The 24,792-nt window shown below is 64.1% G+C and carries 25 protein-coding genes; 13 read left to right on the top strand and 12 right to left on the bottom strand.

Annotation, left to right across the window (positions count from 1 at the left end; genetic code table 11):
- Positions 1-188 precede the first annotated feature (188 nt).
- From O0880_RS18090 to O0880_RS18080, 3 genes are all read left to right on the top strand, one after another.
- On the top strand, positions 189-1,448 hold the full coding sequence (locus O0880_RS18090; protein WP_071325841.1) for a histidine kinase: 1,260 nt from the start codon (positions 189-191) through the stop codon (positions 1,446-1,448).
- On the top strand, positions 1,441-2,229 hold the full coding sequence (locus tag O0880_RS18085) for a LytTR family DNA-binding domain-containing protein (protein WP_198043838.1): 789 nt from the start codon (positions 1,441-1,443) through the stop codon (positions 2,227-2,229). The genes O0880_RS18090 and O0880_RS18085 overlap by 8 nt, the downstream gene beginning before the upstream one ends.
- A gap of 249 nt (positions 2,230-2,478) precedes the next feature.
- Positions 2,479-3,066 carry a PEP-CTERM sorting domain-containing protein gene (locus tag O0880_RS18080; protein ID WP_289887895.1) on the top strand — a complete coding sequence of 196 codons (588 nt, stop codon included), beginning with the start codon at positions 2,479-2,481 and terminating at the stop codon, positions 3,064-3,066.
- Positions 3,067-3,147: 81 nt separating this feature from the next.
- Here O0880_RS18080 and O0880_RS18075 read toward each other — a convergent pair whose 3' ends face one another.
- The 7 genes from O0880_RS18075 to O0880_RS18045 form a co-directional block, all read right to left on the bottom strand.
- A complete protein-coding gene (locus tag O0880_RS18075; protein ID WP_289887894.1) occupies positions 3,148-4,191 on the bottom strand; it encodes a histone deacetylase family protein in 1,044 nt (347 codons plus the stop codon).
- Between the two features lie 25 nt (positions 4,192-4,216).
- The gene (gene gshA, locus O0880_RS18070) at positions 4,217-5,818 is read right to left on the bottom strand and encodes a glutamate--cysteine ligase (RefSeq protein ID WP_289887893.1); all 1,602 of its coding nucleotides are present in this window, start codon (positions 5,816-5,818) and stop codon (positions 4,217-4,219) included.
- A 215-nt stretch (positions 5,819-6,033) separates the two neighbouring features.
- The gene (gene prmC / locus O0880_RS18065) at positions 6,034-6,864 is read right to left on the bottom strand and encodes a peptide chain release factor N(5)-glutamine methyltransferase (RefSeq protein WP_289887892.1); all 831 of its coding nucleotides are present in this window, start codon (positions 6,862-6,864) and stop codon (positions 6,034-6,036) included.
- A gap of 11 nt (positions 6,865-6,875) precedes the next feature.
- Positions 6,876-7,346, bottom strand: a complete 471-nt coding sequence (locus O0880_RS18060) for a disulfide bond formation protein B (RefSeq protein WP_289887891.1) — start codon at positions 7,344-7,346, stop codon at positions 6,876-6,878.
- Between the two features lie 174 nt (positions 7,347-7,520).
- Positions 7,521-8,597, bottom strand: a complete 1,077-nt coding sequence (gene prfA, locus O0880_RS18055; RefSeq protein ID WP_071325836.1) for a peptide chain release factor 1 — start codon at positions 8,595-8,597, stop codon at positions 7,521-7,523.
- 96 nt (positions 8,598-8,693) lie between these two features.
- Positions 8,694-9,968 (bottom strand): glutamyl-tRNA reductase, encoded by a 1,275-nt coding sequence (hemA, locus tag O0880_RS18050; RefSeq protein ID WP_071325835.1) that lies wholly within the window; start codon positions 9,966-9,968, stop codon positions 8,694-8,696.
- Positions 9,969-10,060: 92 nt separating this feature from the next.
- Positions 10,061-10,750: a response regulator transcription factor gene (locus O0880_RS18045; RefSeq protein WP_071325834.1), complete on the bottom strand. Its 690-nt coding sequence runs from the start codon at positions 10,748-10,750 to the stop codon at positions 10,061-10,063.
- Positions 10,751-10,917: 167 nt separating this feature from the next.
- On the opposite strand from O0880_RS18045, the gene O0880_RS18040 reads away from it, so the two are divergent.
- The gene (locus tag O0880_RS18040; protein ID WP_071325833.1) at positions 10,918-11,421 is read left to right on the top strand and encodes a hypothetical protein; all 504 of its coding nucleotides are present in this window, start codon (positions 10,918-10,920) and stop codon (positions 11,419-11,421) included.
- A 46-nt stretch (positions 11,422-11,467) separates the two neighbouring features.
- Here O0880_RS18040 and minE read toward each other — a convergent pair whose 3' ends face one another.
- The 4 genes from minE to metE all read right to left on the bottom strand — a co-directional run bounded on the left by minE (position 11,468) and on the right by metE (position 15,871).
- A complete protein-coding gene (gene minE / locus O0880_RS18035) occupies positions 11,468-11,719 on the bottom strand; it encodes a cell division topological specificity factor MinE (RefSeq protein ID WP_034752886.1) in 252 nt (83 codons plus the stop codon).
- Between the two features lies 1 nt (position 11,720).
- Positions 11,721-12,536 (bottom strand): septum site-determining protein MinD, encoded by an 816-nt coding sequence (gene minD / locus O0880_RS18030; protein ID WP_071325832.1) that lies wholly within the window; start codon positions 12,534-12,536, stop codon positions 11,721-11,723.
- 37 nt (positions 12,537-12,573) lie between these two features.
- Entirely contained in the window at positions 12,574-13,323 is a 750-nt protein-coding gene (gene minC / locus O0880_RS18025; RefSeq protein ID WP_071326764.1) for a septum site-determining protein MinC, read from the bottom strand.
- Between the two features lie 229 nt (positions 13,324-13,552).
- A complete protein-coding gene (gene metE, locus O0880_RS18020) occupies positions 13,553-15,871 on the bottom strand; it encodes a 5-methyltetrahydropteroyltriglutamate--homocysteine S-methyltransferase (protein WP_289887888.1) in 2,319 nt (772 codons plus the stop codon).
- Positions 15,872-15,989: 118 nt separating this feature from the next.
- Here metE and O0880_RS18015 point away from each other — a divergent pair, with 118 nt between their 5' ends.
- The 5 genes from O0880_RS18015 to O0880_RS17995 all read left to right on the top strand — a co-directional run bounded on the left by O0880_RS18015 (position 15,990) and on the right by O0880_RS17995 (position 21,414).
- A complete protein-coding gene (locus O0880_RS18015; RefSeq protein ID WP_071325830.1) occupies positions 15,990-16,898 on the top strand; it encodes a LysR family transcriptional regulator in 909 nt (302 codons plus the stop codon).
- 127 nt (positions 16,899-17,025) lie between these two features.
- Positions 17,026-17,511, top strand: coding sequence for a phasin family protein (locus O0880_RS18010; RefSeq protein WP_071325829.1), 486 nt, complete (start codon positions 17,026-17,028; stop codon positions 17,509-17,511).
- A gap of 218 nt (positions 17,512-17,729) precedes the next feature.
- Positions 17,730-18,908 carry an acetyl-CoA C-acetyltransferase gene (locus O0880_RS18005; RefSeq protein ID WP_071325828.1) on the top strand — a complete coding sequence of 393 codons (1,179 nt, stop codon included), beginning with the start codon at positions 17,730-17,732 and terminating at the stop codon, positions 18,906-18,908.
- A gap of 211 nt (positions 18,909-19,119) precedes the next feature.
- The gene (gene phbB, locus O0880_RS18000; RefSeq protein ID WP_071325827.1) at positions 19,120-19,860 is read left to right on the top strand and encodes an acetoacetyl-CoA reductase; all 741 of its coding nucleotides are present in this window, start codon (positions 19,120-19,122) and stop codon (positions 19,858-19,860) included.
- A 117-nt stretch (positions 19,861-19,977) separates the two neighbouring features.
- Positions 19,978-21,414, top strand: a complete 1,437-nt coding sequence (locus tag O0880_RS17995) for a hypothetical protein (RefSeq protein WP_289887883.1) — start codon at positions 19,978-19,980, stop codon at positions 21,412-21,414.
- Here the strand turns inward: O0880_RS17995 and O0880_RS17990 are convergent.
- A complete protein-coding gene (locus tag O0880_RS17990; RefSeq protein WP_289887882.1) occupies positions 21,351-21,971 on the bottom strand; it encodes a LysE family translocator in 621 nt (206 codons plus the stop codon). The two genes, O0880_RS17995 and O0880_RS17990, sit on opposite strands and share 64 nt — an antisense overlap.
- Before the next feature lie 164 nt (positions 21,972-22,135).
- Between O0880_RS17990 and O0880_RS17985 the strand changes: the two genes are divergently transcribed.
- The 4 genes from O0880_RS17985 (at position 22,136) to O0880_RS17970 (ending at position 24,763) form a co-directional block, all read left to right on the top strand.
- Positions 22,136-22,618: an Lrp/AsnC family transcriptional regulator gene (locus O0880_RS17985; RefSeq protein ID WP_010393611.1), complete on the top strand. Its 483-nt coding sequence runs from the start codon at positions 22,136-22,138 to the stop codon at positions 22,616-22,618.
- Between the two features lie 136 nt (positions 22,619-22,754).
- Positions 22,755-23,711, top strand: coding sequence for a prolyl aminopeptidase (pip, locus tag O0880_RS17980; RefSeq protein ID WP_289887877.1), 957 nt, complete (start codon positions 22,755-22,757; stop codon positions 23,709-23,711).
- Positions 23,712-23,823: 112 nt separating this feature from the next.
- Complete coding sequence (locus O0880_RS17975; RefSeq protein WP_071325824.1) at positions 23,824-24,264, top strand: DUF2721 domain-containing protein; 441 nt, start codon at positions 23,824-23,826, stop codon at positions 24,262-24,264.
- Between the two features lie 43 nt (positions 24,265-24,307).
- Entirely contained in the window at positions 24,308-24,763 is a 456-nt protein-coding gene (locus tag O0880_RS17970) for a hypothetical protein (RefSeq protein ID WP_071325823.1), read from the top strand.
- Positions 24,764-24,792: the final 29 nt, after the last annotated feature.

Genomic DNA, 24,792 nt, shown 5'->3' with positions numbered 1-24,792 from the left:
CTGCGGTGTCCATGCATGCAATATATATCGCGCACTATTTAATTGCAAGCGATTTTATTTTGAGGCGGCAGCTGTTTGTGCTTTATTTTCTTGCCTTTGTCGCCACTACGGGGCTTCCGTCGCATAATGGCCACCGCCGCTGGAGCCGATTGTTATGCTTGGCCCCACTTCACTCCCAGGGAAAAATCATGACCAGCCTCTTCTTTATTCTCCGCCTCGCCTTGGCCACGATGATCACGTATATCGTCGCCACCGCCATCCTGGTCGAGAATTTCCTGCGCTATGTCTTCGGGCACACTGAAGGCTTCTTTGTCATCGCCGGCGCGCTGCTGGCCTGCGCCGTCATCACGAACGCGTTTTCGCACGTGCGCCGCGTGCGCCTGATCGCCGGCGAGGTCAATGCCAGCACGCTGTCGAGCCGCCAGCGGCGCCAGATCGAGATCCCGTTCGAGGCGGGCGAAGCGTTCGACATGATCGACGCGGCCATCCGCGAACTGCCGGGCAGCGAAGTGGTCGAAAGCGCGCGCGACAGCCTGCAGGTGCAAGCCCGCGTGCGCCGCGCGGCGCCCTATACGCATACGGGCCTGCCGCGCATGCGCGTGCTGGGATTCCTCGAACCGCGGCCGAACCAGATCCTCGCCACCGTCACGCCGAATGGCGAAGCGGGCAGCGTGACCCTGATCTGCGAGCCGGCGCGCAATGCCTGGACCGACTGGTTCCTCGTCGACCATGGCAGCAACCTGGAAAATGCGGAAGCGGTGACGCGGGCGCTCACGCGGCGGGTGGCGCAGCGCCGGCGCGGCGAGCAGGCCGAGGCGCGCCAGACGGTGACGGAAAAGGAACTCACGGTGGCCAAACTGAGCCTGCTGCATGCGCAGGTGGAGCCGCACTTCCTGTACAACACCCTGGCCAGCGCCCAGCTGCTCACGCGCAGCGACCCGGCCCGCGCCGACGAGATGCTGGGCAACCTGATCCTGTACCTGCGCCACTCGCTGCCGCGCACGGAGCAAGCCATGTCGACCCTGGGCACGGAACTCGAGCGGGCGCGCGCCTACCTCGATATCCTGAAAATCCGCATGGGCACCCGCCTGAACCTGCAGATCGAGGTGCCGCAATACCTGCGCCAGGTGGAATTGCCGCCGATGATGCTGCAAACCCTGGTGGAGAACGCCATCAAGCACGGGCTGGAGCCGAAAAGCGGCGGCGGCACCGTCTGGATCATGGCGCGCAGCGGCAATGGCACGGTGATCGTCACGGTGGCCGACGATGGCAAGGGCTTCAGCGACGACGGCGCCGGCACGGGCATCGGCTTGCGCAATGTGCGCGAACGCCTGCGCCTGACCTACGGCAATGCCGCCGCGTTTGCCATCGTCGCCAATTTCCCCGATGGCGTGACGGCCACCATCACGGTGCCCGACAGCACGGCGCAAGGAGCGTCATATGGATAGGACTCTGGATGGCATGACGTGCGTCATCGCCGAAGACGAAACCCTGCTGCGCGACGCGCTGGTGGCCCTGCTGGCCGAGGAATGGCCCGGCCTGCGCATCGTCGCCGCCTGCGATGACGGCGGCACGGCGCTCGAGGCCATCGCCACCCTGCGTCCCGACGTGGCGTTTCTCGATATCCGCATGCCGGGCCTGACGGGGCTGGAAGTGGCGGCCGGCGCGCTGGAAGCGAGTCCCGCCACCCAGGTGGTGTTCGTCACGGCCTACGACCAGTACGCGATCGACGCGTTCGACAAGGGTGCCGTCGATTACCTGCTCAAGCCGATCGGACGCGAGCGCCTGCAGGCGACCCTGCAGCGCGTGCGGGCACGCGCCGGCAAGGGCGCGCCCGGCGACAGCGTGCTGGCCGGCCTGCTGCAGCAATTGAGCGGCGCCCTGCCGGCGGTGGCCAAGTCGCCGCCGCTGGTGTGGCTGACGGCCAGCTGCGGCAAGGATACGCGATTGATCATGGTGGACGACATCGCCTATTTTCAATCCGACACCAAGTACACGGCCGTCATGACGGCCGATGGCGAGGCGCTGCTGCGCAAGCCGATCCGCGAATTGCTCGACGTGCTCGACCCGGCCATTTTCAAACAGATCCACCGCTCCACCATCGTCAACATGAAGATGGTGGCCTCCGTCACGCGCGACGAGGTGGGGCGCGGCGCCCTGCGCCTGAAGACGCGGCCGGAAACCCTGGCCGTGAGCCAGCCGTTCATGGCCTTGTTCCGGAATATGTAACTGTGCAAGGCCTCAGCGGCCTTGCTCCGTCGTCCCGACACCTGCGCGCCGTCCCAACTCCCTCACCGCATGGCGGCCTGCCAGGCCGCGCGTGCCTATCGAATTGCAAGCATTTGCCTGCATTCTTGGCCACAGGGGAAACCCTGCGCGGATTTGGCATAATTGTAATTATGCTAACATCGCCCTCGACGGCGTGCCGTCACTTCCGATACCTGCCTGTATAACGTCTTACTAACATACGAGGAAACCATGAAAAAGTATCTGTTGTATGCGGTGCTATGTGTCGCCGGAATATCTCCTGCTCATGCGGAGCCAGGAATATGGCATTTTACCTATCGAGGCTTTGTCGACGCGGCGACCGGCGTGTTCCATCCCGACATGGTGCTCAAGGGGGAATTCGTCGGGGAGGACCGTAATGCCGATGGGGTGATCGCCCTGAATGAACTCAGCTATTTCGAATCCGACGGCGACCGGTTTTTGCCGCAAGTGGCCAATCCGGGCGGCTCGGGATGCGGTGGTTACTACCTCACATGCAACGTGTACAACTTCAGTTATGCGCTGACGGGGCAACTTGACTATACAGTCGGCACCCATGGGGCGGACGAATTTTATAACCGCTGGTGGTTTAGCGAGACCGTGATCGGCAGTCACTTCACCTATGGCGCAGGAGACATATTCCATGGGGGAAACTGGTCCGTCCGCTATAACTGGAGCGACAAGACGAGCTTCAATATGGTCGCGTTTGGCGTTCCCGAGCCGACGGCCGCGCTGATGCTGCCCGCGGGCCTGGCCCTCATGTACCTGGCGCGGGCACGCCGCCGTACGCTTTCCGCCTAGCCCTGCCTCCCTGACCGGATATCCCGGCGCTCAGCCGGGCCATCCGGTATCGCCGCATGTTGCACGCATCGCCGGCTTGCCTTACTCCGCCGTCTCGAAGCCTTCCAGCACATTGACCACATTGATGCCGATTTCCTTCACCGCATAGCCGCCTTCGAGGATGAAGGCGGTGGGCAGGTTCAAATGCGCCAGGCGTTCGCCCACGCGCAGGTAGTCGCCGCTTTGCAGGGCGAAGTGCGACAGCGGGTCGCCGGCGAAGGTGTCGACGCCGAGCGAGACCACCAGCGCGTCGGGCGCATACATATTGATGCGCAGGCAGGCCGTTTCCAGCGCGGCGAACCAGCTGGCCGTGGAGCTGCCTGCCGGCAGCGGCAGGTTGACGTTGTAGCCGAGTCCCGCGCCGGCGCCCGTCTCGTCGGCGTGGCCAAGATAAAACGGGTATTCGTTGCGCGGGTCGGCGTGGATCGAGGCGAACAGCACGTCGTCGCGCGCATAGAAAATGCTCTGGGTGCCGTTGCCGTGGTGGTAGTCGATATCGAGGATGGCCACCTTGCGCGCGCCGTCGTCGAGCAGATGCTGCGCGGCCAGGGCCGCGTTGTTCAGGTAGCAGTAGCCGCCGAAGAAATCGCTGCCCGCGTGGTGGCCCGGCGGACGCGTCAGGGCGAACGTGGCCCGCTCGCCCAGGCGCAGCGCGTGCGCCGCGTTGACGGCGCAGTCGGCGCCCGTCTTGGCCGCCGTCCACGTGCCGGCCGTCAGCGGCGTGCCGTTGTCCATCGAGTACAGGCCCAGTCTGGCCGTGAAATTCTCCGGTTCGATGTCGTGGCGCAAGGTGCGCACGGGCCACACGGATGGCAGCGCATCCTTGCCCGCGTTGTCGGGATCGAGCGCCAGCCAGTCGTGCCAGGCGTGGCGCAGGAAATGCAGGTAGCGCGGCGTGTGGATGCGCTCGAGCGACGTCAGCGGCACACCGTGCGGCGTGACGATGCGGCCCAGGTTGCGCCGTCCCAGCTCGGCCACCACCATGTCGGCCCGTTCCGGCGTCTCGAAGCACGGCACCATGGCGCCGCGAAACCATTCGACGCGGCCCCGGTGCTGGCTGTGCAACTCATTGTAGAAGGTCAGCATGGGGGCCCGTTGCGCAAGGTCGGCGTCAGGTGTGCGAACACAGGGTGCTGGCGCGGTAGGCGGCGACGAAGTCGTCGAAGCTGCCGCTTGGCGCCGCTTCCATGGCGCGCTGTTCGGCCAGCGAGCTGGCGGCCAGCTGGTCGAAATACGCGCTTTCCGCGGCCGTCGGCGGCTGCGCGCGGAAATGGGCGGCATGGCGCTCGCTTTGCTGCAGGCCGAAGGCGGCAAACGAGCCGCCGTTGGCGCGCAGCTCGGCCAGCACCCTGGCCGATGGCGTCGCATCGGGGTCGGCCAGCTTGGCCGCCTGCGCCGCCAGGCTGTCCGCATGCGGCGTGCCGCCATGGCGCGCATCGAGCAGGGCCGCCACGGGCGCGATGCGCGCCAGTAATTCCTCGCCCCACGCCTGCAGGGTGATCTCTTCGCCGTCGCGGCGCAGGGTCAGGCCCGGCGTGCGGCCTTCCTTCACGGTGCGGGCGAAATTGTTCGTGTAGCAGGCGCTCTGTTCGGCCGAGATGGGCGCGCTGTCGTCGAGCGCGCAGAACAGCAGGAAGGCGTCGAGGAAGCGGCCCGTTTCCAGGCTGATGCCCACCGGTTCGAACGGGTCGACATCCATGCAGCGCACTTCGATGTATTGCACGCCGCGCAGGCACAGGGCCTGGATCGGCCGCTCGCCCGTGCGGATCACGCGCTTCGGGCGGATGGTCGAATAGTATTCATTTTCGATCTGCAGCACATTGGTGGAGAGCTGGATCCACTCGCCATCCTGTTTCGTGCCCAGCGCCTCGTACGGCGGATACGGGTCGTTGACGGCGTGCGTCAGCGCGTTGACGTAGTCGTCCAGGCTGTTTTCATGCGGACGCAGGCCGGACTGGGCATCGTTCTGGTAACCGAGGTCGCTCATGCGCAGGCTGGTGGCGTACGGCAGGAACAGGGTGTCGTCGGACAGGGTGTCGAGCTTGTGCGCGCGGCCGCGCAGGAAACCGGCGGACAGCGCCGGCGAGGCGCCGAACAGATACATCAGCAGCCAGCTGTAGCGGCGGAAATTGCGGATCGTCGCCAGGTAGCTTTCCGATTGCACGTCTTTCGGCGTGGCCGCCGCGTGCGCCGGGCTGGCGCTGGTGTCCGGATTGCCGGCCAGGACTTGCCACAGCTGCTCGTCGAGCGAGTAGTTGTAATGGATGCCGGCGATGCATTGCATGGCTTTGCCGTAGCGCAAGGCCAGGCCGCGCCGGTACACGTGCTTGAGCATGCCCATGTTCGAGGTGCCGTAGTTGGCGATCTCGATGTCCGCTTCGGGCGGCAGCTGGCAGGGCATCGACTGGCTCCACAGCAATTCGTTGCCGAGGCGGCTGTAGGCATGGCGGTGCACGGTATCGAGCTTGTCCAGCGTGGTGGCGATGTCGGACTCGGCCGGCGTGATGAATTCAAGCAGCGCTTCGGCGTAGTCGGTGGTGATTTCAGGGTGCGTCAGCGCCGAGCCCAGGGCGGCGGGGTGGGGCGTGGAAGCCAGATGGCCGACGTGGTCGACGCGCAGGGTTTCACGCTCGATGCCGCGCAAGCCGCCCAGCAGCGCGCGGTTGGCATCTTCGGTCAGCAATGCCAGGCGGCGAGTCAACAGGTTGGGCAATTTGAGCTTCCTTTCTTGTGCAGCAGATAAATAATTTGTGCTGAGATTAACCGAAAATTGGCAAATGCGTCGGCGCCGGCCCAAAAAACGCCGCATCGCCAGCGTCCGCCCCGGGCAACGGGGACGGCGCTTCGGTCAGGAATTCGCTTGATATTTTAACAAACTGCGGAGCATCTGGCGCGTCGCTGGATCAAGCTCCGCGCAGGTGGCTGTGGTCAGCCGAGGCGGGCGCCGCTGACTCGTTCGATGCCGGCCAGGTCGCGCCAGCTTTGCACTTTGCTGTAGTTGGCGTCGGCCAGCAGGCCGCGTACGGCTTGCGCCTGATCATAGCCGTGTTCCATCAGCAGCCAGGCGCCCGACGCCAGGTGGCGCGCGGCGCCGGACACGATGGTGCGCAGGGCCGACAGGCCATCGGCATGGTCGGTCAGGGCGCCGGCCGGCTCGAAGCGCAGATCGCCTTCGGCCAGGTGGCGGTCGCCGCTGGCGATGTAGGGCGGGTTGGAGACGATCAGGTCGAACTTTTCCGTGCCCAGCGATTCGAACCAGTCGCTGGCCATGAAGGTGATGTTGACGCCGTTGGCGCTGGCGTTGCGGCGCGCCACGGCCAGCGCCGCGCTGCTGACGTCCAGGGCCGTGACGACGGCGTCGGGCCGCGTGTACGCCAGGGCGACGGCGATGGCGCCGCTGCCGGTGCCCATGTCGAGCACCCGTCCGCCTGGCGGCAGGCGTTCGAGCGCCAGTTCCACCAGCACTTCCGTATCGGGACGGGGGATCAGCACGGCATCGCTCACCTCGAAGGGCAGGCCGAAGAATTCGCGTTGTCCGACGATGTAGGCGATCGGTTCGCCGCGCAGGCGGCGTGCCAGCAGGGCCGATAAACGTTCGGCTTCGTCGCTGGTGAGTACTCGCTCCGATTGCGTGATCAGGCTCACGCGCGACAGGCCCAGCGCGTGGCCGAGCAGGATGCGGTTATCGAGCGGGTCGAGCAGCGGACGGATTTGCAGGGCGCCGACAGTGCTGCCGGCGGGAATCAAGGTTTCTGGCATGGTTCTTTCAGTTATTTCTGACGGCGCAGCAAGGTCCACAGCATGGCGATGGCGAAGAGGGCGAACCAGGCGAACGCCCATTGCGGGATGGACAGACCGAGGAAGGGCTCGCCGGCGTTTTCGCAGGCGCCGTACGATTCGAACATGAACGGCATGACTTGCGCCGTGAAAATCTTGTTCAGCGCCGTTTCCACCGGGTCGATGCCGCACGAAAAGCCGGGGTTGGCCAGCACGTACAGATGCTTGGCGCCCACGCCCAGGCCGCCCAGGGCCGCAGCCAAGCCGAATGCCGCGCCGATTTTCGGCCGGTTCGCGGCCGCGCCGGCCAGGCAGGCGATGCCGATGGCGAGGAACAGGTAGCGCTGGATCACGCACAGCGGGCACGGCGCCATGTTCATGGCGTGCTGCAAATACATGGCCACGCCCAGCATCAGGAAACACAGGGCGGCGATCAACAGGAGGACGGTGCGTGAATTTTTCATGGGCGACACGGTGAGGTGGATGGGAATGAGCTGGCCATTTTCGCACAAGGGCAGATTTTTATTGCTTAGCCGCTACTTAAAGCTGTCGGCTTACGCGCCGCGCGCCAAGCCGACCCACAAACAGCTGCGTAGGTCGGCTTAGCGCAGCGTAAGCCGACGCAACGGCGCCAGCGTTTAGTCGCCCAAGGCAGCAAGCAGTTCCGCCTGGTGCTCTGCCGCCAGCGCATTCGTCAGCTCCGTCAGGTCGCCATCCATGATGAAGTCCAGTTTATACAGGGTCAGGTTGATGCGGTGATCCGTCAGCCGGCCTTGCGGGAAGTTGTAGGTGCGGATGCGCTCGCTGCGGTCGCCCGAGCCGATCAGGCTCTTGCGCGTGGCCGCTTCCTTCGACTGCTGTTCGCGCAATTGCACGTCCTTGATGCGCGCGGCCAGCACTTTCATGGCCTGCGCCTTGTTCTTGTGCTGGCTGCGGTCATCCTGGCATTCGACCACGATGCCTGTCGGCAAGTGGGTGATGCGCACGGCGGAATCCGTCTTGTTGATGTGCTGGCCGCCCGCGCCCGAGGCGCGGTAGGTGTCGATGCGCAGGTCGGCCGGGTTGATGTTGACGTCCTCGACTTCGTCCGCCTCCGGCATCACGGCCACGGTGCAGGCCGACGTGTGGATGCGGCCCTGGGTTTCCGTGGCCGGCACGCGCTGCACGCGGTGGCCGCCCGATTCGAACTTCAGCTTCGAATACGCGCCATTGCCCACCACGCGCACGATCACTTCGCGGTAGCCGCCCAGGTCGGAGTCGGACGCCGACACCAGTTCCACCTGCCAACGGTTGCGCTCGGCAAAGCGCGTGTACATGCGCAGCAAGTCGCCGGCGAACAGGGCCGACTCGTCGCCGCCCGTGCCGGCGCGGATTTCCAGGAAGATATTGCGCTCGTCATTGACGTCCTTCGGCAGCAGCATGGTTTGCAATTCGCGCTCGAGCTGCGCCATGGTGGCTTTCGCCGCCTCGATCTCTTCCTGGGCGAATTCCTTCATGTCCGGGTCGGCCAGCATCTCTTGCGCTGTCGCAATGTCGTTGCCCGCCTCCTGATAGGAGCGGTACAGGGCCACCAGCGGGCCCAGTTCGGCATGCTCGCGCGTCATCTTGCGGTAGCTGTCCATGTTCGACGTGGCGTCGGGGTGCATCAGCAGTTCGTCGAGTTCGACCAGGCGGTTCGCCAGTTGATCGAGTTTGGCCAGCATGGATGGTTTCATAGCGATTCGCGGTAAAAAGAGTGTGAGGGTGGTGCAGGTTCGGCAGGCCCGGCAGGCGGGCAGGAAGCGGCCGCGCGGGCGGCCAGCGGGGCTGCGCTAACGGCGGGGGCGGAACAGTTTCGGCAGCAGGGTGGCCAGTTGCTTGCGCTCGTCGCCTTGCGCGTGGTGCAGCGCCTGCTGCGGCCCGTGCAGGAACTTGGCCGTCAAGCCTTTCGACAGCGCTTCGAGCACGGCGTCGATGTCGGCGCCCTTGGCCAGCATCTTGCGCGCCCGCTCGACTTCCATCAGGCGCAGCGCTTCGCTGCTTTCATGCAAATTCTGGATGACGGGCACCATGGCGCGGTCGTCGACCCAGCTCATGAACGATTGCACGCGCGTCTCGATGATGGCTTCGGCTTGCGCCACGGCCGCTTGCCGGCTTTCCAGGCCCGTCTGCACGACCTTGCCCAGGTCGTCGACCGTGTACAGGAAGACGTCGTTCAGGCGGCCCACTTCCGCTTCGATATCGCGCGGCACGGCCAGGTCGACCATGAACATGGGCTTGTGGCGGCGCGCCTTGATGGCGCGCTCGACCAGGCCCAGGCCCAGCAGCGGCAGCGACGACGCCGTGCACGAGATGACGATGTCGAAGCGGTGCAATTGTTCCGGCAAATCGGCCAGGCGGATGGCCGTGCCGTTGAAGCGGTGCGCGAGTTCCTCGCCGCGCTCCATGGTCCGGTTGGCGATCGTGATGCTTTTCGGATTTTGTGCGGCAAAATGCGTGGCGCACAATTCGATCATTTCGCCGGCGCCAATGAACAGCACATTCTGTTCGGCGATCTTGTCGAAGATGCGTTGCGACAGGCGCACGGCGGCAGCCGCCATGGAGACGCTGTGGGCGCCGATTTCCGTGCTGCTGCGCACTTCCTTGGCGACGGAAAAGCTGCGCTGGAACAATTGGTGCAGATACGTGCCCAGGCCGCCCGCCTCATCGGCCGTGCGGATGGCGTCCTTGATCTGTCCCAGGATCTGCGTTTCGCCCAGCACCATCGAATCGAGCCCGGAGGCGACGCGGAAGGTGTGGCGCACGGCATCGTGCTGCGGCAGCATGTACAGGTGGGGACGCAGCTCGCTGTAGTTGAGCTTATGGTAGTCGGCCAGGAAATGCGCGCCCGCGTCGAGCGGGTTCGGCACGTGGCTGGCCGCATACAGTTCCGTGCGGTTGCAGGTCGAGAGGATGGCCGCTTCGTCGTTGTCGCGCAGGTCGATGCGCTGGAACCAGGTGCGCGCCGCCATCACCGCCTGCCCCAGATGCTCAGGCGCAAACGCCAGCTGTTCGCGTAGCGACACTGGGGCGGTGGTGTGATTGAGGCCGACGGCTAGCAGTTGCATTTCAGGGCTGTTGGGAATTCTTATGCCGACATTATAGCGCCTTGTGCCCGATCTTTGAGCAGCACGGCAGTTTGCGCCCCGGCGCGGCGGCGTCAGCCCCCCAGTTTTTCCAGGCGATAGCCATAACTGTAGACGGGCACCAGGCGGTAGCCGTGTTCCGGCTTCAGCTGCAGCTTGTTGCGCACGCGCGAGACGTGGGTATCCATGGTGCGCGACGGCAGGGCCGTGTCGCGCTGCCAGACGGCTTCGTGGATGTAGGCGCGCGACAGGGGCCGGCCCAGGTTGCGGAAGAACAGCAGCGCCAGGGCGAATTCCTTGTGCGTCACGTCGAGCACCTCGCCATGCATCAGCAGGCGGCCGGGACGGGTTTCAAACGTATAGATACCGAAGTGCAGCTGCTCGGCGCCATTTTGCGCCGGATACGCGACGCGCAGCAGCGCCTGGGTGCGCAAGGTCAGTTCGCTGCGCCGCAGGGGTTTGATCATGTAGTCGTCGGCGCCGGCCGTCATGCCCGCCACCACGTCGTCCTCGCCCGAGCTGTTGGTCATAAACAACACCGGCGCCTTGGGCGCCAGTTTTTCGCGCGCGCGGCGCAGCACTTCGGCACCGTCCAGGTCGCTTACATGCCAGTCGAGGATCAGCATGTCGCAACTGTCCTTGCGCAGCTGCCCCAGCATTTCCTTGCCACTTTGAAACTCGTGGCAAGCGTGGCCGGCGGCGGTGAGCACCTGGCAGATCAGTTCTGCCTGACTATGGTCGCTATCGAGTACGGCAATTCGCATGATTGGCTGGAATGTGTTGCAACAAACAGACGGCCCGCTCTGCTTATCGTAATGTTAAGGTATGCTCAAGTGAAATATAACAGAGATTGCAACTGTGTCCAGTGAAATCGGAGGCCAGGCTCTTTACGTTACACTTGTTCATCTACCCTTACTGCGGAGAAACGGGCATGGCAGACAAGAGCACCACCGATTGGACCCTGATACCGGCCAGTAGCGCCGAAATCGAGCAGGTGCGCGAGCGTTGCCGGCGCCTGGTGCAGCGGCGCGCCATGATGTCGGCCGGCGCCTCGGCCATCCCCATCCCCGGCATCGACCTGATGTCCGACGTGGGCCTGTTTTCCATGCTGATCAACGATATCAACCATGAATTCGGCCTCACGCCCGAGCAGATCGAGCGTCTCAACCCGCAGTTCAAGCTGATGGCCTACCGCGCGGCGGTGGGCATGGGCGGCATGCTGGTAGGCAAACTGGTGTCGCGCGAGCTGATACTCCAGCTGCTCAAGCGCAGTGGCGTCAAGATTGCCACCAAGCAGGTGGCGCGCTTCGTGCCGTTTGCCGGCCAGGCGGTGGCGGCGGCGATCGGCTATGCCGTGTTCCGCCAGATCGGCAACCAGCACGTGAATGCCTGCGCCGCGGTGGCGCAGGAGTTGCTCACGGTCAGGCCGGATTAGGGCCGGAGGAGGGCATGGCAGGCGCCGCGGTTGCGGCGCCGCCATCTTATGCGTCCGGCAGGACGACGTTGACGTCGAGCACTTCCAGGTTGCCCTGGCGGTCCAGCGAAATCTTGATGTCGTCGGCATTGACCTTGGTGTACTTGGAAATGACGGCAATCAATTCCTTGTGCAGGGCGGGCAGGAAGTCCGGACCATCGCGTCCGCTGCGTTCGCGGGCGATGATGATCTGCAGGCGTTCCTTGGCCGCGGTTGCCGTCTTCGGCTTGGGGGGGAACAGGAAAGAAAGCAAGGCCATATCACTTCGCCCCAAAAATGCGCTGGAGTAATCCAGGCTTTTCATAGTTGGTAAAGCGCAACTCGACATCTTCGCCGAGGAAACGCGAGACCACGTCTTCATAGGCTTGCGCCACGTCCGTCCCCTTGAAATGGATGGCGGGATTGCCCTGGTTCGAGGCGGCCAGCACCTGTTCCGATTCCGGAATGATGCCCACCAGCGGGATGCGCAGGATTTCCTGCACGTCCTGGTAGGACAGCATTTCATCCGATTCCACGCGTTTCGGCGAGTAGCGGGTGATCAGCAAATGTTCCTTGACCGGCTCGCCGCCCGTCTGCGCGCGGCGCGACTTGGCTTGCAGGATGCCGAGGATGCGGTCCGAATCGCGCACCGACGACACTTCCGGGTTGGTGACGATGATGGCTTCGTCGGCGAAGGTCAGCGCCATCAGCGCGCCATGCTCGATGCCGGCCGGCGAATCGCAGATGATGAATTCGAAGCCCATGTTGATCAGGTCGTTCAACACGCGTTCCACGCCTTCTTCCGACAAGGCATCCTTGTCGCGCGTTTGCGATGCGGGCAGGATGAACAGGTTGTCGCAGTGCTTGTCCTTGATCAAGGCCTGGTTCAGCGTGGCCTCTTTATTGATCACATTGATCAGGTCGTAGACGACGCGGCGCTCGCAACCCATGATCAGGTCGAGGTTGCGCAAGCCCACGTCAAAGTCGAGCACGGCTGTCTTGTGGCCGCGCATGGCCAGACCAGTGGAAAAACTGGCGCTAGAGGTCGTCTTGCCGACACCGCCCTTGCCGGACGTCACAACAATAATTCTTGCCACAAATAATCCTTTTCAGATATCTCTTGAATTGTGCAGCTTAAGAGCGGTTCACGGGAGTGACCGGATTGACAGAGTGTATATCGATTCTGTCTCCAGCCAAACGAATTTGCGCGGGTCCGCGCGCCATTTCTGCGGGGAAACCATCCTCGAACGTGCGGTAGACACCGGCGATCGACACCAGTTCCGGTTCCATGGCCAGCGCGAAGATGCGCGCCTGGGCATTGCCCGAAGCGCCCGCCAGCGCGCGGCCATACAGCGAGGAATACACGTGGATGCTGCCATCGGCGATGATTTCGGCGCCATTGTTGACGACGGCGGTGATGATCAGGTCGCAGCCGCGCGCATAGATGCGCTGGCCGGCCCGCACGGGCGTGTCGACCACCATCACCTGTGCTTCGGCGCCGGCCTGCGCCGCCGCCGTGGGGGTATCCTTGGGGCCATCCTTGGGCGGCGCGTCGTCGCGCGTCTTGCCGCTATCGAGGCTCAAGCCTTGCGCCAGGATGGCGTCATGCATCTCGGCCGGCGCATTGCGCACGGCCACGGCATTCAAACGGTATTTTTTCAGCAGGGCCACGAGGGCGGCCCAGTCGACGGGCACGCTACCCGGCGGCAAGGCGGCCACGTCCAGCACGGCCAGGTCGTCCTCGAAAAAGTCGGCCACGCCTCCCGTCATGTCGTGCAAGGCGGCATCGAGTGCCTGCGTATCGGCGCTATGCACAATGGCGGAAACGGCGACGACGGTGGAAATCTTGATTTCGATAGGCTTCTGCGACGGGCTTTTGGACATAAACATTTATCAAAGTGAAACTGCGGCAGGCCGAATGTTCCGTACGGCAACAATAGGGAGCAGTAAATTTCTTGCATTCTACTGCAAAAAAATCACCGTCAGGGGCCTGGCGTGTGCTATTCCGCAGGGCAATACCTACTTCATGTCAAAAAAAACGGGCGGCGCCCCGGAAAACCGGTGCGCCGCCCTGGAAGCAGCCGGGAATGCGGCCTGAGTACGCTGACCTCGATTACGCCGCGCGCATCTGTTTGGCCGCCTCGACCATATTCCGCAACGCTGTTTCCGTTTCCATCCAGCCCCGCGTCTTCAGGCCGCAGTCGGGGTTCACCCATAAATTGGCGGGCGGAATCACGGCGCTGGCCTTTTGCAGCAGTCTCACCATGTCGGGCGTGGAGGGGATGCGCGGCGAGTGGATGTCATACACGCCGGGGCCGATTTCGTTCGGGTAGGCGAACTGGCCAAAGCCCGTCAGCAGTTCCATGTCGGAGCGGCTCGTCTCGATCGTGATGACGTCGGCATCCATGGCGGCGATCTGCGGCAGGATGTCGTTGAACGCCGCGTAGCACATGTGCGTGTGGATCTGCGTCGCGTCGCCGGCCACCGCGGCGGCGATGCGGAAGGCGCGCGTGGCCCAGTCCAGGTAGGCGTCCCACTGGCCGCGGCGCAGCGGCAAGCCTTCGCGGATGGCCGGTTCGTCGATCTGGATGATGCCGATGCCGGCCGCTTCCAGGTCGGCCACCTCGTCGCGGATGGCCAGGGCGAGCTGCAGCGTCGTGGTGGCGCGCGGCTGGTCGTCGCGCACGAACGACCATTGCAATATCGTGACGGGGCCCGTCAGCATGCCCTTCATCGGTTTTTGCGTCAGGCTTTGCGCGTGGACGGTCCAGGCCACCGTCATGGCGGCCGGCCGCTGCACGTCGCCGTAGATGATGGGCGGCTTCACGCAGCGCGAGCCATACGACTGCACCCAGCCCAGGCGCGTGAAGAGGAAGCCGTCGAGCTGCTCGCCGAAGTATTCGACCATGTCGTTGCGTTCCGCTTCGCCATGCACGAGCACGTCGAGGCCCAGCGCTTCCTGGCGCTCCACGGCGTGGGCGATCTCGGCGCGCATCTGCCGTTCATACTCGGCCGCCGCCAGCTCGCCCCGCTTGAAACTGGCGCGGGCGGCGCGGATGGCCGTCGTTTGCGGGAAGGAGCCGATCGTCGTCGTCGGGAAATAGGGCAGCTGCAAGCGCGTGCGCTGCACGGCCTGGCGCTGCGCAAAGCTTGACGCGCGGCGGTCCACGCCGGGCGCCAAGCGCTGCAGGCGCTGGGTCACGCTCGCGCGGTGCACGTGGCCGCTGGCGCGCCGGCTGGCCAGCGCCAGGCGCGAGACGGCCAGGGCGGTGGTGTCCGGCTCGCCTTCGAGCGCGCCCTTCAGCAGGGCAAGCTCCTCGAGCTTTTCCGTGGCAAACGCCAGCCAGGACTTGATGTCGCCATCGAGGTCCGTTTCGGCCGCCAGGCTGAACGGCGCGTGCAGCAGCGAGCACGACGGCGCCAGCCACAGGTGGCCGTTGCGCCTGGCCGCCAGCGGCTGCAGCACGGCCAGTGCGGCGTCGAGGTCGGTGCGCCAGATATTGCGGCCGTCGACGATGCCGATCGACAAGACCTTATGCGCGGGCAGCCAGTCCGTGACGCTGACCAGCTCATGCGGCGCGCGGATGCCGTCCACGTGCAGGCCGGCCACGGGCAGGCGGCAGGTCAGGCTGAGGTTTTCTTCCAGCGGCGAGAAATACGTGGCCAGCAGGATATTCACGCCCACCTGGTTCAGCTGCCAGTAGCTGCTCTCGAAGGCGCTGCGCCACGCGTTGGGCAAGTCCAGGCCGAGGATCGGTTCATCGACCTGCACCCACGCCACGCCTTGCCGTTTCAGGCGGTCGAGCAGGGCGCCATACACGGGCAGCAACTGTTCCAGCAGGGTCAGGCGGTCGAAGCCAGGCGTCTTTTCCTTGCCCAGCCAGAGGAAGGTGAGGGGGCCGATCAGGGTCGCCTTGACCGGGTGGCCCAGCGCCTGCGCCTCGGCCACTTCGTCGAACAGGCGCTCGCAGGCCAGCGAAAAGCGCGTCAGCGGCGAAAATTCGGGCACCAGGTAATGGTAGTTGGTGTCAAACCACTTGGTCATTTCCAGCGCGGGCGTGCCGGCGGCGTGCGCGTGGTGCGCATGGCCGTGGCTGCAAGCGGCGTGTCCGGCATGCTGCTCGGCGCCGCGCGCCATGGTGAAGTAGCGCGACAGCGGCGATTGCCCTGGCGTGCAATGGAAACGGGCCGGTTCGCAGCCCAGCAGCTGGATCTGGCTGGCCACCTGGTCGTAGAAGGCGAAGTCGCCCACCGTCACATACGCGAGGCCGGCGTCCCGTTGCAGGGCCCAGTGGCGCGCGCGCAATGCCTTGCCCGTCGCTTCCAGCGCCGCCTCGGACACGTCGCCACGCCAGTGGCTTTCCAGCGCCCGTTTCAGTTCGCGCGCGGCGCCGATGCGGGGAAAGCCAAGAATGTGGGTGTGCACGGTCATGATGTCATCGAGATTTAATGTGGATGCGCTAGAGTGTGCGGCAATCTGGTCTATAATCAAAACGAAACATTTTGCCGAATAACATGAAAATAATTCACGTACAGAATCCCTTTTCCCGATGCTAGAAATCCGCCACCTGCGCACCCTGAGTGCCCTGCGTTCCTCCGGCAGCCTGGTGCGCGCCGCGCAACTGCTCAATTTGACGCAGTCGGCGCTGTCGCACCAGATCCGCTTGCTGGAAGAGCGCTACAAGGCGCCCTTGTTCGAGCGCAAGTCGATGCCGATCGCATTCACGGCCACGGGCAGCCGGCTGCTGGAGCTGGCCGACAAGCTGTTGCCCGAGATCGAACTGGCCGAGCGCGACGTGGCGCGCCTGTCGCAGGGCGACCAGGGGCAGTTGCGCGTGGCGCTCGAATGCCACACGTGCTTCGACTGGCTGATGCCGGTGATGGATGCGTTCCGCCAGCGCTGGCCGGACGTGGAGATCGACCTGGTGTCGGGCTTTCACAGCGAGCCGGCCGAGCTGCTGCGCTCGGGCGAGGCGGACCTGGTGATCGGTTCGCCCTACGGCCCCGACTTCACCGTGTTTCCCCTGTTCCGCTTCGAGATGCTGGTGGTGATGGCGCAGAAGCACCGGCTGCAGGCGCAGCGCCGGCTCATGGCGCAGGATTTTACGGGCGAGACACTGATTACCTATCCGGTGCCGGAAGAGCGCATCGACCTGATCCGCGAAGTGCTGCGGCCGGCCGGCATCGCCTTCGAGCGTCGCACGGCCGAGCTGACCGTGGCCGTGCTGCAATTGGTGGCGAGCCGGCGCGGCATCGCCGCCTTGCCCAACTGGGCCATCAAGAATTACGTCGATTACGATTATGTGGTGGCGCGCCCGGTGGGCGAGCACGGCCTATGGAGCGACCTGTATGTCTCCGTGCCCGAGCATTTGCAGGACAAGGCGTATGTGCGCGACTTCGTCAGCGTGATACGCGAACAGTGCGCGGCGACGCTCGATGGTATCAAGTTGTTGTCCTGATCGACGTTGGTGGGCACAAACCAACAGAAAAGCTTGAGATATATCAAGGTTTAGCAGGGAACCGCCGCTTACAGTGGAGCACTGTGCGGCGCAACATGGCACCGCCTTCAAATTGGGGAGGAACGAAATGTTTTCATTTTCCGAGCAATGGACACTGGCCGGCAAGGCCGTCGTGGAAGCACAGCTGATCAGTGCGCAAGCGTATGCGAAGGCCGCCTACGACAGCGGCGCCAGCGTGGTCGAGTTGCAGCTGGACGCGGCGCGCACGGCGCTGGCGGCCGCTACGGTGGCGGGCAATCAGCTGCTGTCGGCGAAAGACCCGCAAGAACTGCTGCAGTTGTCGCGCGCGCAGTCGCAACTGGCCATCGAGCGCATCGGTTCGTATGGCCGCCAGGCAAAGGATGTTGCTCAGGAAACCCAGGACAAATTCGCCACCGTGACAAAGGGTGAGTTTGCTGCATCGCGTCAAAAATTTGACGAGCTGTTGCAGGTGGTAAAGCAAACACCGGTGCCCCTGATTATTCCCTTCAATAATTTTCTAAAAACCACTTTCGGTGGCGCCGATGAAGGGTATGATAAAAATAAAAACACGCGTCCGGCACGCCGGGCGTAAGCGCGTTGCGGCCCGGCAGCGGCTATCCGCCGCGCCAGGCCGCCCGCCGCCACCGCAGGGCCGGCTGCCATCGCTGCCGCCAGCGGTGCGGCGCTGGAACTGTGGCGCATGCCACGCTAGAATGAAACACAGCTTGCTGTGTCTTCCCGAATTCGGATTCATTGGATTCTATTAACACCTTGACCTTGGCCTTCATGGCCTGCATATCGGAGAAATAAATGGATGATGTCGTAATCGTGGCCGCCGGCCGTACCGCAGTCGGCAAATTCGGTGGCAGTCTGGCCAAGATTCCTGCGTCCGAACTGGGCGCGCACGTAATCAAGGGCTTGCTGGCACAAACCGGCATCGACCCGAACCTGATCGGCGAAGCCATCCTCGGCCAGGTGCTGACGGCCGCCGTCGGCCAGAACGCCGCGCGCCAAGCCGTCATCAAGGCTGGCCTGCCAAGCTCCATCCCGGCCTTTACCATCAATAAAGTATGCGGCAGCGGCCTGAAGGCCACGCACCTGGCGGCGCAAGCGATCAAGTGCGGCGACGCCAACATCATCATCGCCGGCGGCCAGGAAAACATGAGCGCGTCGCCGCATGCGATGAACGGCTCGCGCGACGGCTTCCGCATGGGCGACTTCAAGATGATCGACACCATGATCGTCGATGGCCTGTGGGACGTGTACAACCAGTACCACATGGGCATCACGGCGGAAAACGTCGCCAAGAAATACGAAGTGACGCGCGCCGAGCAGGACGAATTCGCGCTGCAGTCGCAACTGAAGGCGGAAGCGGCGCAAAAAGCGGGCAAGTTCAAGGATGAAATCCTGCCGCTGGAAATCGCGAACAAAAAAGGCACCGTGGTCTTCGACAGCGACGAATACATCAAGCCCGGTTCGACCCTGGACTCGCTGGCCGGCCTGCGTCCCGCGTTCGCCAAGGACGGCACGGTCACGGCCGGCAACGCCTCGGGCCTGAACGACGGCGCCGCCGCCGTCATCATGATGTCCGCCTCGCAAGCGAAGGAACTGGGCTTGAAGCCGCTGGCGCGCATCAAGGCCTACGCCTCGTCGGGCCTGGATCCGGCCGTCATGGGCATGGGCCCCGTCTCGGCGTCGCGCCTGTGCCTGAAAAAGGCCGGCTGGACGCATGAAGAGCTGGACTTGATGGAAATTAACGAAGCGTTTGCCGCGCAGGCGATTGCCGTCAACAAGGAAATGGGCTGGGATACCAGCAAGATCAACGTGAACGGCGGCGCCATCGCCATCGGCCACCCGATCGGCGCGTCCGGCGCGCGCATCCTGGTCACCCTGATCCACGAAATGATACGCCGCGACGCCAAGAAAGGCCTGGCAGCGCTGTGCATCGGCGGTGGCATGGGCGTGGCCCTGGCCATCGAACGCGACTAAGTAGCTGGCACCGCACCCAAGCTACTGCGCGGCGCGCTTTGCGGCCTGCGATGCTCACCGTGCTCCAGCACGGTTGCGCTTCTTGGCCACAACTCGCTGCCGCTCGCTACGCTTGAGTGCGATGCGGTATGCCGCCGTCACGCGGCGGTTTTGGATTGCTTTCATTAGATTATTAACTTTTTAGCAATAGAACGACACTGAGGGGATGAAAATGGCAAGAGTTGCATTGGTAACTGGTGGCATGGGTGGTCTTGGCGAAGCGGTCTGTTTCAAACTGGCGGCGCTCGGCTATCGTGTGGTCACCACATATTCCCCTGGCAATCCGAAGGTCGCGGAATGGTTGGCGACGACGAAGGACATGGGGTACGACTTCAAGGCCTATCCATGCGATGTGGCCGACTACGATTCGGCTGCCGCTTGCGTGGCGGCCGTGGAAAAGGACATCGGTCCCGTTGACGTGCTGGTCAATAACGCCGGCATCACGCGCGACATGACCTTCAAGAAGATGGACAAGCCGAACTGGGACGCCGTGATGGGCACCAACCTCGACTCCGTCTTCAACATGACCAAGCCCGTCTGCGACGGCATGGTGGAACGCGGCTGGGGCCGCATCATCAATATCTCGTCCGTGAATGGCCAGAAGGGCGCCTTCGGCCAGACCAACTATTCGGCAGCGAAAGCCGGCATGCATGGTTTCACCAAGTCGCTGGCGCTGGAAGTGGCGCGCAAGAACGTCACCGTCAATACCATTTCGCCAGGCTACATCGGCACCAAGATGGTGATGGCGATTCCGCAGGAAGTGCTCGACAGCAAAATCATTCCGCAAATTCCGATGGCGCGCCTGGGCAAGCCGGAAGAAGTGGCTGGCCTGGTGGCTTACCTGGCATCCGATGAGGCGGCTTTCGTCACGGGCGCCAACATCTCGATCAACGGCGGCCAGCACATGTCGTAAGCGTTGTTGAGGTAAAACAAAAAGACAGCTGCGGCTGTCTTTTTTTATGCTGGCAAGCAAAACAGGGCAGGCGCGCGCTTTGCCTTAGAATCGGCGTTTCCCTTTGCGCCTCCTTTCATGACCGCTCTGTTTACCTTGCGCCACGCCAGTCTGGCCGCCGTCCTTCTCCTGGCGAGCGTCGCGGCGCAGGCCGGCGTCGCCTTTCACCTTGCCGTCACCACCGAGCGGCAAAACCATCCTGATGTGAAAACCAGCCTGCCCGCGCGGGTAACGCAGGACAGCGACGTCGTGCTGGGCAGGCATTACCTGAGCGTCCGCACCGGCAAGCACATGACGGTGCTCGATTTTTCAGCACGCCGGCGCCACGAGATCGATCTGGCGGCCGCCACCTACGACAGTTATTCGCTGTTCGACGCCGTCGGCTATCGCAGCATCGAGCTGCGCCACCGGCAGGGGATCGCCGGGGTCTTGCAGGCCGGCGGCGTGGAACAGCATGCGACGCCGCGCGTATATGAAGAGCAGGCGTTGTCGGTGCTGGCCGACAAGCGGCGCGGCCCGCTGCTGCCGCATGTGCTCGATGGCGCCGTGCTGTGGTCGCTGGACCAGCAGCCGCTGCTGAACCTCGCCATCGGCGGCAGTCCCGTCGGCGATGACGACGCGCGCGCGTTCGCCCAGTTCCTGCGCTACACGTGGGGCGGCCATCCGCTGGTGCTGGACATGCTGGCCGGCGGCAAGCGCATTCCCGCCGACTTCACCTTGCATTACCAGGAAGTGGGCGGCAGCGTCACGCGGCGTTTCCGCATCAGCCGGGTCAGCGCGGACGCGCCTGCCAATTACGCGCTGGCCGCGTACCGGCCGCGCCAGGCTGCCGCCGGCGCGCCGCCGCTCGAGCGCCTGCTGGACCAGGCGGCGCGGCTGCCGCCGCTCGATGCCCAGGCGCATCCCGCGCTGCGGGCCGAGGCCGAGCGACTGTTTGCGGCGGACAAACCGTTCGAGGCTTTTCTGACCATGCTGGACGACCATTTTTCCACGGGTGCCCTGGTCGAAAAGCTGTCGCGCGAACAGCAGCAGGCGATGCAGGCGTGCGAGCCCATCCACGTCCTGACGCGCGCGCTGCTGGCCAGGGACAAGGAGGGCATCGCGGCCGCGCTGGCCACCGTGCAGGACTTGCGCGCGCAAACGGGGATGGAACAGCCGGTATTGGCCTTGTTCGAGGGAAATCTGCGCGCCAAGCTGGGGCAGTGGCCCGAGGCGACGGCGCTGTATCTGCAGGTGCTGCAGGCGAAGCCGCGGATGGCGGCCGTGTACCAGGACCTGGGCGACGCCTTGCTGGCGCAGTTCGACGCGCCGAATGCGTGGCGCAGCTGGGATGCGGGCCGGGCGCTGGCGCCGGGCTTGCGGCAATTTAACAAGGTCAATGGCCTCGAGCGCAGCTTGCTCGAGGCTTACCCCGCCTTCTTTACGGGCGGCGCGCCGGCCCCGCTGAAAGATCAGCCCAGCACGAGCCGTCCCGCCAGCAGGACGAAGACGGTGGGCAGCACGAACTTGCCGTAAGGCGAAGGCTTGCCGCGCAGGCGGCGCGCCAGGCGCGCGGCCAGCACGGCATACAGGGCGTCGAACAGCAGGCCGACGAGCACCAGGACGGCGCCCAGGCGCAGGTATTGCATGCCGACGCTTTCCGCGCCGGTGACGAATTGCGGCAGGAACATGCTGCAAAACAGCAGTGCCTTCGGATTGAGCAGATTCGTCAGGAAGCCGCGCACGAGGCTGGCGCCGGCGCTGTGCGCCGTGGCCGGCGCCTCGGCATCGGGCCTGGTGCCGGTCGACAGGGCCGACTGCAGCAGGCGCGCCGCCAGGTACACCAGGTAGGCGGCGCCCGCCCATTTGACCCACTGCAAGGCTTGCGGATGCGTCACCATCAGCGCCGCCAGGCCCGCGCCCGACAGCGCCACATGCACGGCGCGCGCGCCGGCGATGCCCAGCGCCGTCACCAGCGCCGTGGCCACGCCGCGCGCCGCGCCCGTGGCCAGCACCAGCGCCATGTCGGGGCCCGGCAATAAAAAGGCGCCAGCCAGTGCCAGCAAGTACATCAGGAAGGTAGAATCGGACATGGCGCGGCTCGGTAACGAACAAGTATGAGGGCGGGAGCAACGGCCGTGTGCCGCCTGCTCGCCGGCCCCCATTATGTTCTTGCCTTGATGAAATGTGCTTGCTTTTCCTGCCCGCTATGCCCTAGTATTCGGGTAGATTCCACCTGTAAAAGAACAATAATTAGATGAAAATTTCAGAAGTTAGCCTCGACGCCACCGATTTACAGATACTCAGGCTGTTGCAGGATGAAGGACGGCTGTCGAATGCGCGCCTGGCCGAGCGCTTGAAACTGAGCGAAACGCCCGTCTGGCGCCGTTTGCGCCGCCTGGAAGAGGAAGGCTTCATCACCGGCTACCAGGCTTTGCTCAACCGCAAGAAGCTGGGCATCGGCCTGGTGGCGTTCGTGCGCGTCGTGTTTGCCAACCATGGCGGCGAGCAGCCGTCGCAGTTCGAACAGGCGATCGCGACGATTCCCGAGATATTGTCTTGCCACAATGTGGCGGGCGAAGCCGATTACTTCCTGCAAGTGGTGGCGCGCGACCTGGAAGCGTATGGCGAATTCGTCTCGACGGTCTTGCGCCGCCTGCCCGGCGTGGCGGAAATCCAGTCCAGCCTGTCGATGCGCGAAATCAAGTCGTCGAACCGCCTGCCCTTGCCGCTGGCCTGAGCCGCCGGGGCCGCACTATAATTGGGTCTTTGCCATGCAGCTGCTGCCTGGCACCCTGAATGTTGATAACGCCGGACAAAACCGCCGCGACCACCGACGCGCAGCAGGTTTTGCCCGGCGTATTGAGAGGATCGCCATGCCTGACTCCCTGTCGCCCCTGTTTCCCGTCCTGTCGCCGAACCGGCACGGCATGCTGGCGGTCGATGCGCTGCACACCATCTACTGGGAGGAGTGCGGCAATCCCGACGGCATTCCCGTGCTGTTCCTGCATGGCGGCCCCGGCGCCGGCCTGTCGCCGCAGCACCGCCGCTTCTTCGATCCGCAGCGCTACCGCGTGATCCTGTTCGACCAGCGCGGCGCCGGCAAGTCGACGCCGCTGGGCGAATGGCGCAACAACACGACGCCATTGCTGATCGCCGACATCGAGGCGCTGCGCGCCCAGTTCGGCATAGCCCAATGGCTGGTGTTTGGCGGTTCCTGGGGCTCGACCCTGGCGCTCGCGTATGGCCAGGCGCATCCCGAGGCCTGCCTCGGTTTCGTGCTGCGCGGCATCTTTTTATGCACGCAGGCGGAAATCGACTGGTTCATCGAAGGCGTGCGCTGGTTTTATCCGGAACTGTACGAGGAATTCGCCGCGCCGATTCCGCCCGAAGAACGGGGCGATTTGCTGGCGGCCTATGTGAAGCGCATCCTCAGCAGCGACCCCGCCGTGTACTGGCCGGCCGCGCGCGCCTGGAGCCGCTTCGAAGGCCGCCGCGTCTACCTGATGCCGCAGCCGGAAGATACGCCGAACGATGCGCTGGACCTGGGCGTGGGCCGGCTCGAATCGCATTACATGGCCAACCTCGGTTTCTTCGAGGAAGACCAGCTGATCCGTAATATGCACCGCATCGCGCATTTGCCGGCCGTCATCGTGCAGGGCCGCTACGACGCCATCTGTCCGCCGCTGTCGGCCTACCGCCTGCACCTGGCCTGGCCGGGCGCGCAGCTGGAAATGATTCCCGACGCGGGCCATGGCGCGCTCGAGCACGGCATCGCGTCGGCGCTGGTGAAGGCTACCGAGCGCTTCGTGCCGGGGCGCGGCTTCGCATGAACGTGAAACGTGCCTGGTGGCAAAGCCGGCACCTTGCGCGTGCCGCCTGCTACACTACGGCCTGTGCTGGCGCCACGGTCGGGCGCCGGTGTGAACCCACGACTTTTTAACCATGAACATACAGATCGGCGACATCGGCCATATCATCCAGCTGGCCATCGCGCCGGTTTTCCTGCTGACCGGCATCGGCACCATGCTGGTGGTGCTGACGAACCGCCTGGGCCGCATCATCGACCGTACGCGCGTGCTGGAAGACCGGCTCGACATCGGTTACAACGATTTCTATATGGATGAGCTGGATACCTTGTATAAGCGTACCCATCTGATCAATTATTCGATTTCCCTCAGCACGGCGTGCGGTTTCTTCGTGTGCGTCATCATCGCCATGCTGTTTTTGGGCGATATTCTGAACCTGACCCTGGACAAATACATCGCCGCCTTCTTTGTGCTGGCCGTGATTTGCCTGATCGGCTGTTTTATTTATTTACTGCGCGAAATTTACCTGGCCGCGACGGCCCAGCGCATCCGGCGCCATATCCGCCCGCCCCGTTAAGCGGCCGCGCCGGTTTACCCTACTATTGAAGAACGAGTCCAGCATGCACGATTACCAACGCCCCCCCACCCTGCACCGCTACGGCCAGCGCAGCGAACTCGAACTGGCGCTGAGCCTGGGGCAGTTCCGCCTGACGCCGGCGGGCAATTGCCTGACCCTCAGCTTTTCGCAGGTCTGGGACAAGCAACTGTTCGATGTGTTCGCTCCAGCCGACGCCTGCCTGATCATCCACAATACGGAAGAATTCGGCGAACGCCTGCACCGCGCCGTGCAGCGCACCTTGCCCAGCTGGGCCGGCATCGACGGCGTCGTCGAATATGGCCAGCGCGCCGCCCTGGGCGCCGCCTTCACCAAGACGCGCGCTGAGGCCGTTGAACAGGAATGGCTGTTCGCCTGGCGCTCGATGCAGCCGCAAGCGAGCCTCAATCCCGTCACGGTGAAGCTGGGCAACCTCGAGAATTTCGCGGAAATCCGCGACCGCGACACCTACCTGGCGTAATTGCCGCGATGATTGCGCCGGTGTTAACC

Source organism: Janthinobacterium sp. SUN118, from assembly GCF_030397695.1.
In the GTDB taxonomy this organism is placed as follows: Bacteria; Pseudomonadota; Gammaproteobacteria; order Burkholderiales; family Burkholderiaceae_D; genus Janthinobacterium.
This window is presented reverse-complemented; position numbering and strand designations above follow the sequence as displayed.

What these genes read in the sequence shown, in the direction of transcription:
- O0880_RS18090 (WP_071325841.1), top strand. Translation starts at nt 189, where the DNA reads ATGACCAGCCTCTTCTTTATTCTCCGCCTCGCCTTGGCCACGATGATC.
- O0880_RS18085 (WP_198043838.1), top strand. Translation starts at nt 1,441, where the DNA reads ATGGATAGGACTCTGGATGGCATGACGTGCGTCATCGCCGAAGACGAA.
- O0880_RS18080 (WP_289887895.1), top strand. Translation starts at nt 2,479, where the DNA reads ATGAAAAAGTATCTGTTGTATGCGGTGCTATGTGTCGCCGGAATATCT.
- O0880_RS18075 (WP_289887894.1), bottom strand. Translation starts at nt 4,191, where the DNA reads ATGCTGACCTTCTACAATGAGTTGCACAGCCAGCACCGGGGCCGCGTC.
- prmC (WP_289887892.1), bottom strand. Translation starts at nt 6,864, where the DNA reads ATGCCAGAAACCTTGATTCCCGCCGGCAGCACTGTCGGCGCCCTGCAA.
- O0880_RS18060 (WP_289887891.1), bottom strand. Translation starts at nt 7,346, where the DNA reads ATGAAAAATTCACGCACCGTCCTCCTGTTGATCGCCGCCCTGTGTTTC.
- prfA (WP_071325836.1), bottom strand. Translation starts at nt 8,597, where the DNA reads ATGAAACCATCCATGCTGGCCAAACTCGATCAACTGGCGAACCGCCTG.
- hemA (WP_071325835.1), bottom strand. Translation starts at nt 9,968, where the DNA reads ATGCAACTGCTAGCCGTCGGCCTCAATCACACCACCGCCCCAGTGTCG.
- O0880_RS18045 (WP_071325834.1), bottom strand. Translation starts at nt 10,750, where the DNA reads ATGCGAATTGCCGTACTCGATAGCGACCATAGTCAGGCAGAACTGATC.
- O0880_RS18040 (WP_071325833.1), top strand. Translation starts at nt 10,918, where the DNA reads ATGGCAGACAAGAGCACCACCGATTGGACCCTGATACCGGCCAGTAGC.
- minE (WP_034752886.1), bottom strand. Translation starts at nt 11,719, where the DNA reads ATGGCCTTGCTTTCTTTCCTGTTCCCCCCCAAGCCGAAGACGGCAACC.
- minC (WP_071326764.1), bottom strand. Translation starts at nt 13,323, where the DNA reads ATGTCCAAAAGCCCGTCGCAGAAGCCTATCGAAATCAAGATTTCCACC.
- metE (WP_289887888.1), bottom strand. Translation starts at nt 15,871, where the DNA reads ATGACCGTGCACACCCACATTCTTGGCTTTCCCCGCATCGGCGCCGCG.
- O0880_RS18015 (WP_071325830.1), top strand. Translation starts at nt 15,990, where the DNA reads ATGCTAGAAATCCGCCACCTGCGCACCCTGAGTGCCCTGCGTTCCTCC.
- O0880_RS18010 (WP_071325829.1), top strand. Translation starts at nt 17,026, where the DNA reads ATGTTTTCATTTTCCGAGCAATGGACACTGGCCGGCAAGGCCGTCGTG.
- O0880_RS18005 (WP_071325828.1), top strand. Translation starts at nt 17,730, where the DNA reads ATGGATGATGTCGTAATCGTGGCCGCCGGCCGTACCGCAGTCGGCAAA.
- phbB (WP_071325827.1), top strand. Translation starts at nt 19,120, where the DNA reads ATGGCAAGAGTTGCATTGGTAACTGGTGGCATGGGTGGTCTTGGCGAA.
- O0880_RS17995 (WP_289887883.1), top strand. Translation starts at nt 19,978, where the DNA reads ATGACCGCTCTGTTTACCTTGCGCCACGCCAGTCTGGCCGCCGTCCTT.
- O0880_RS17990 (WP_289887882.1), bottom strand. Translation starts at nt 21,971, where the DNA reads ATGTCCGATTCTACCTTCCTGATGTACTTGCTGGCACTGGCTGGCGCC.
- O0880_RS17985 (WP_010393611.1), top strand. Translation starts at nt 22,136, where the DNA reads ATGAAAATTTCAGAAGTTAGCCTCGACGCCACCGATTTACAGATACTC.
- pip (WP_289887877.1), top strand. Translation starts at nt 22,755, where the DNA reads ATGCCTGACTCCCTGTCGCCCCTGTTTCCCGTCCTGTCGCCGAACCGG.
- O0880_RS17975 (WP_071325824.1), top strand. Translation starts at nt 23,824, where the DNA reads ATGAACATACAGATCGGCGACATCGGCCATATCATCCAGCTGGCCATC.
- O0880_RS17970 (WP_071325823.1), top strand. Translation starts at nt 24,308, where the DNA reads ATGCACGATTACCAACGCCCCCCCACCCTGCACCGCTACGGCCAGCGC.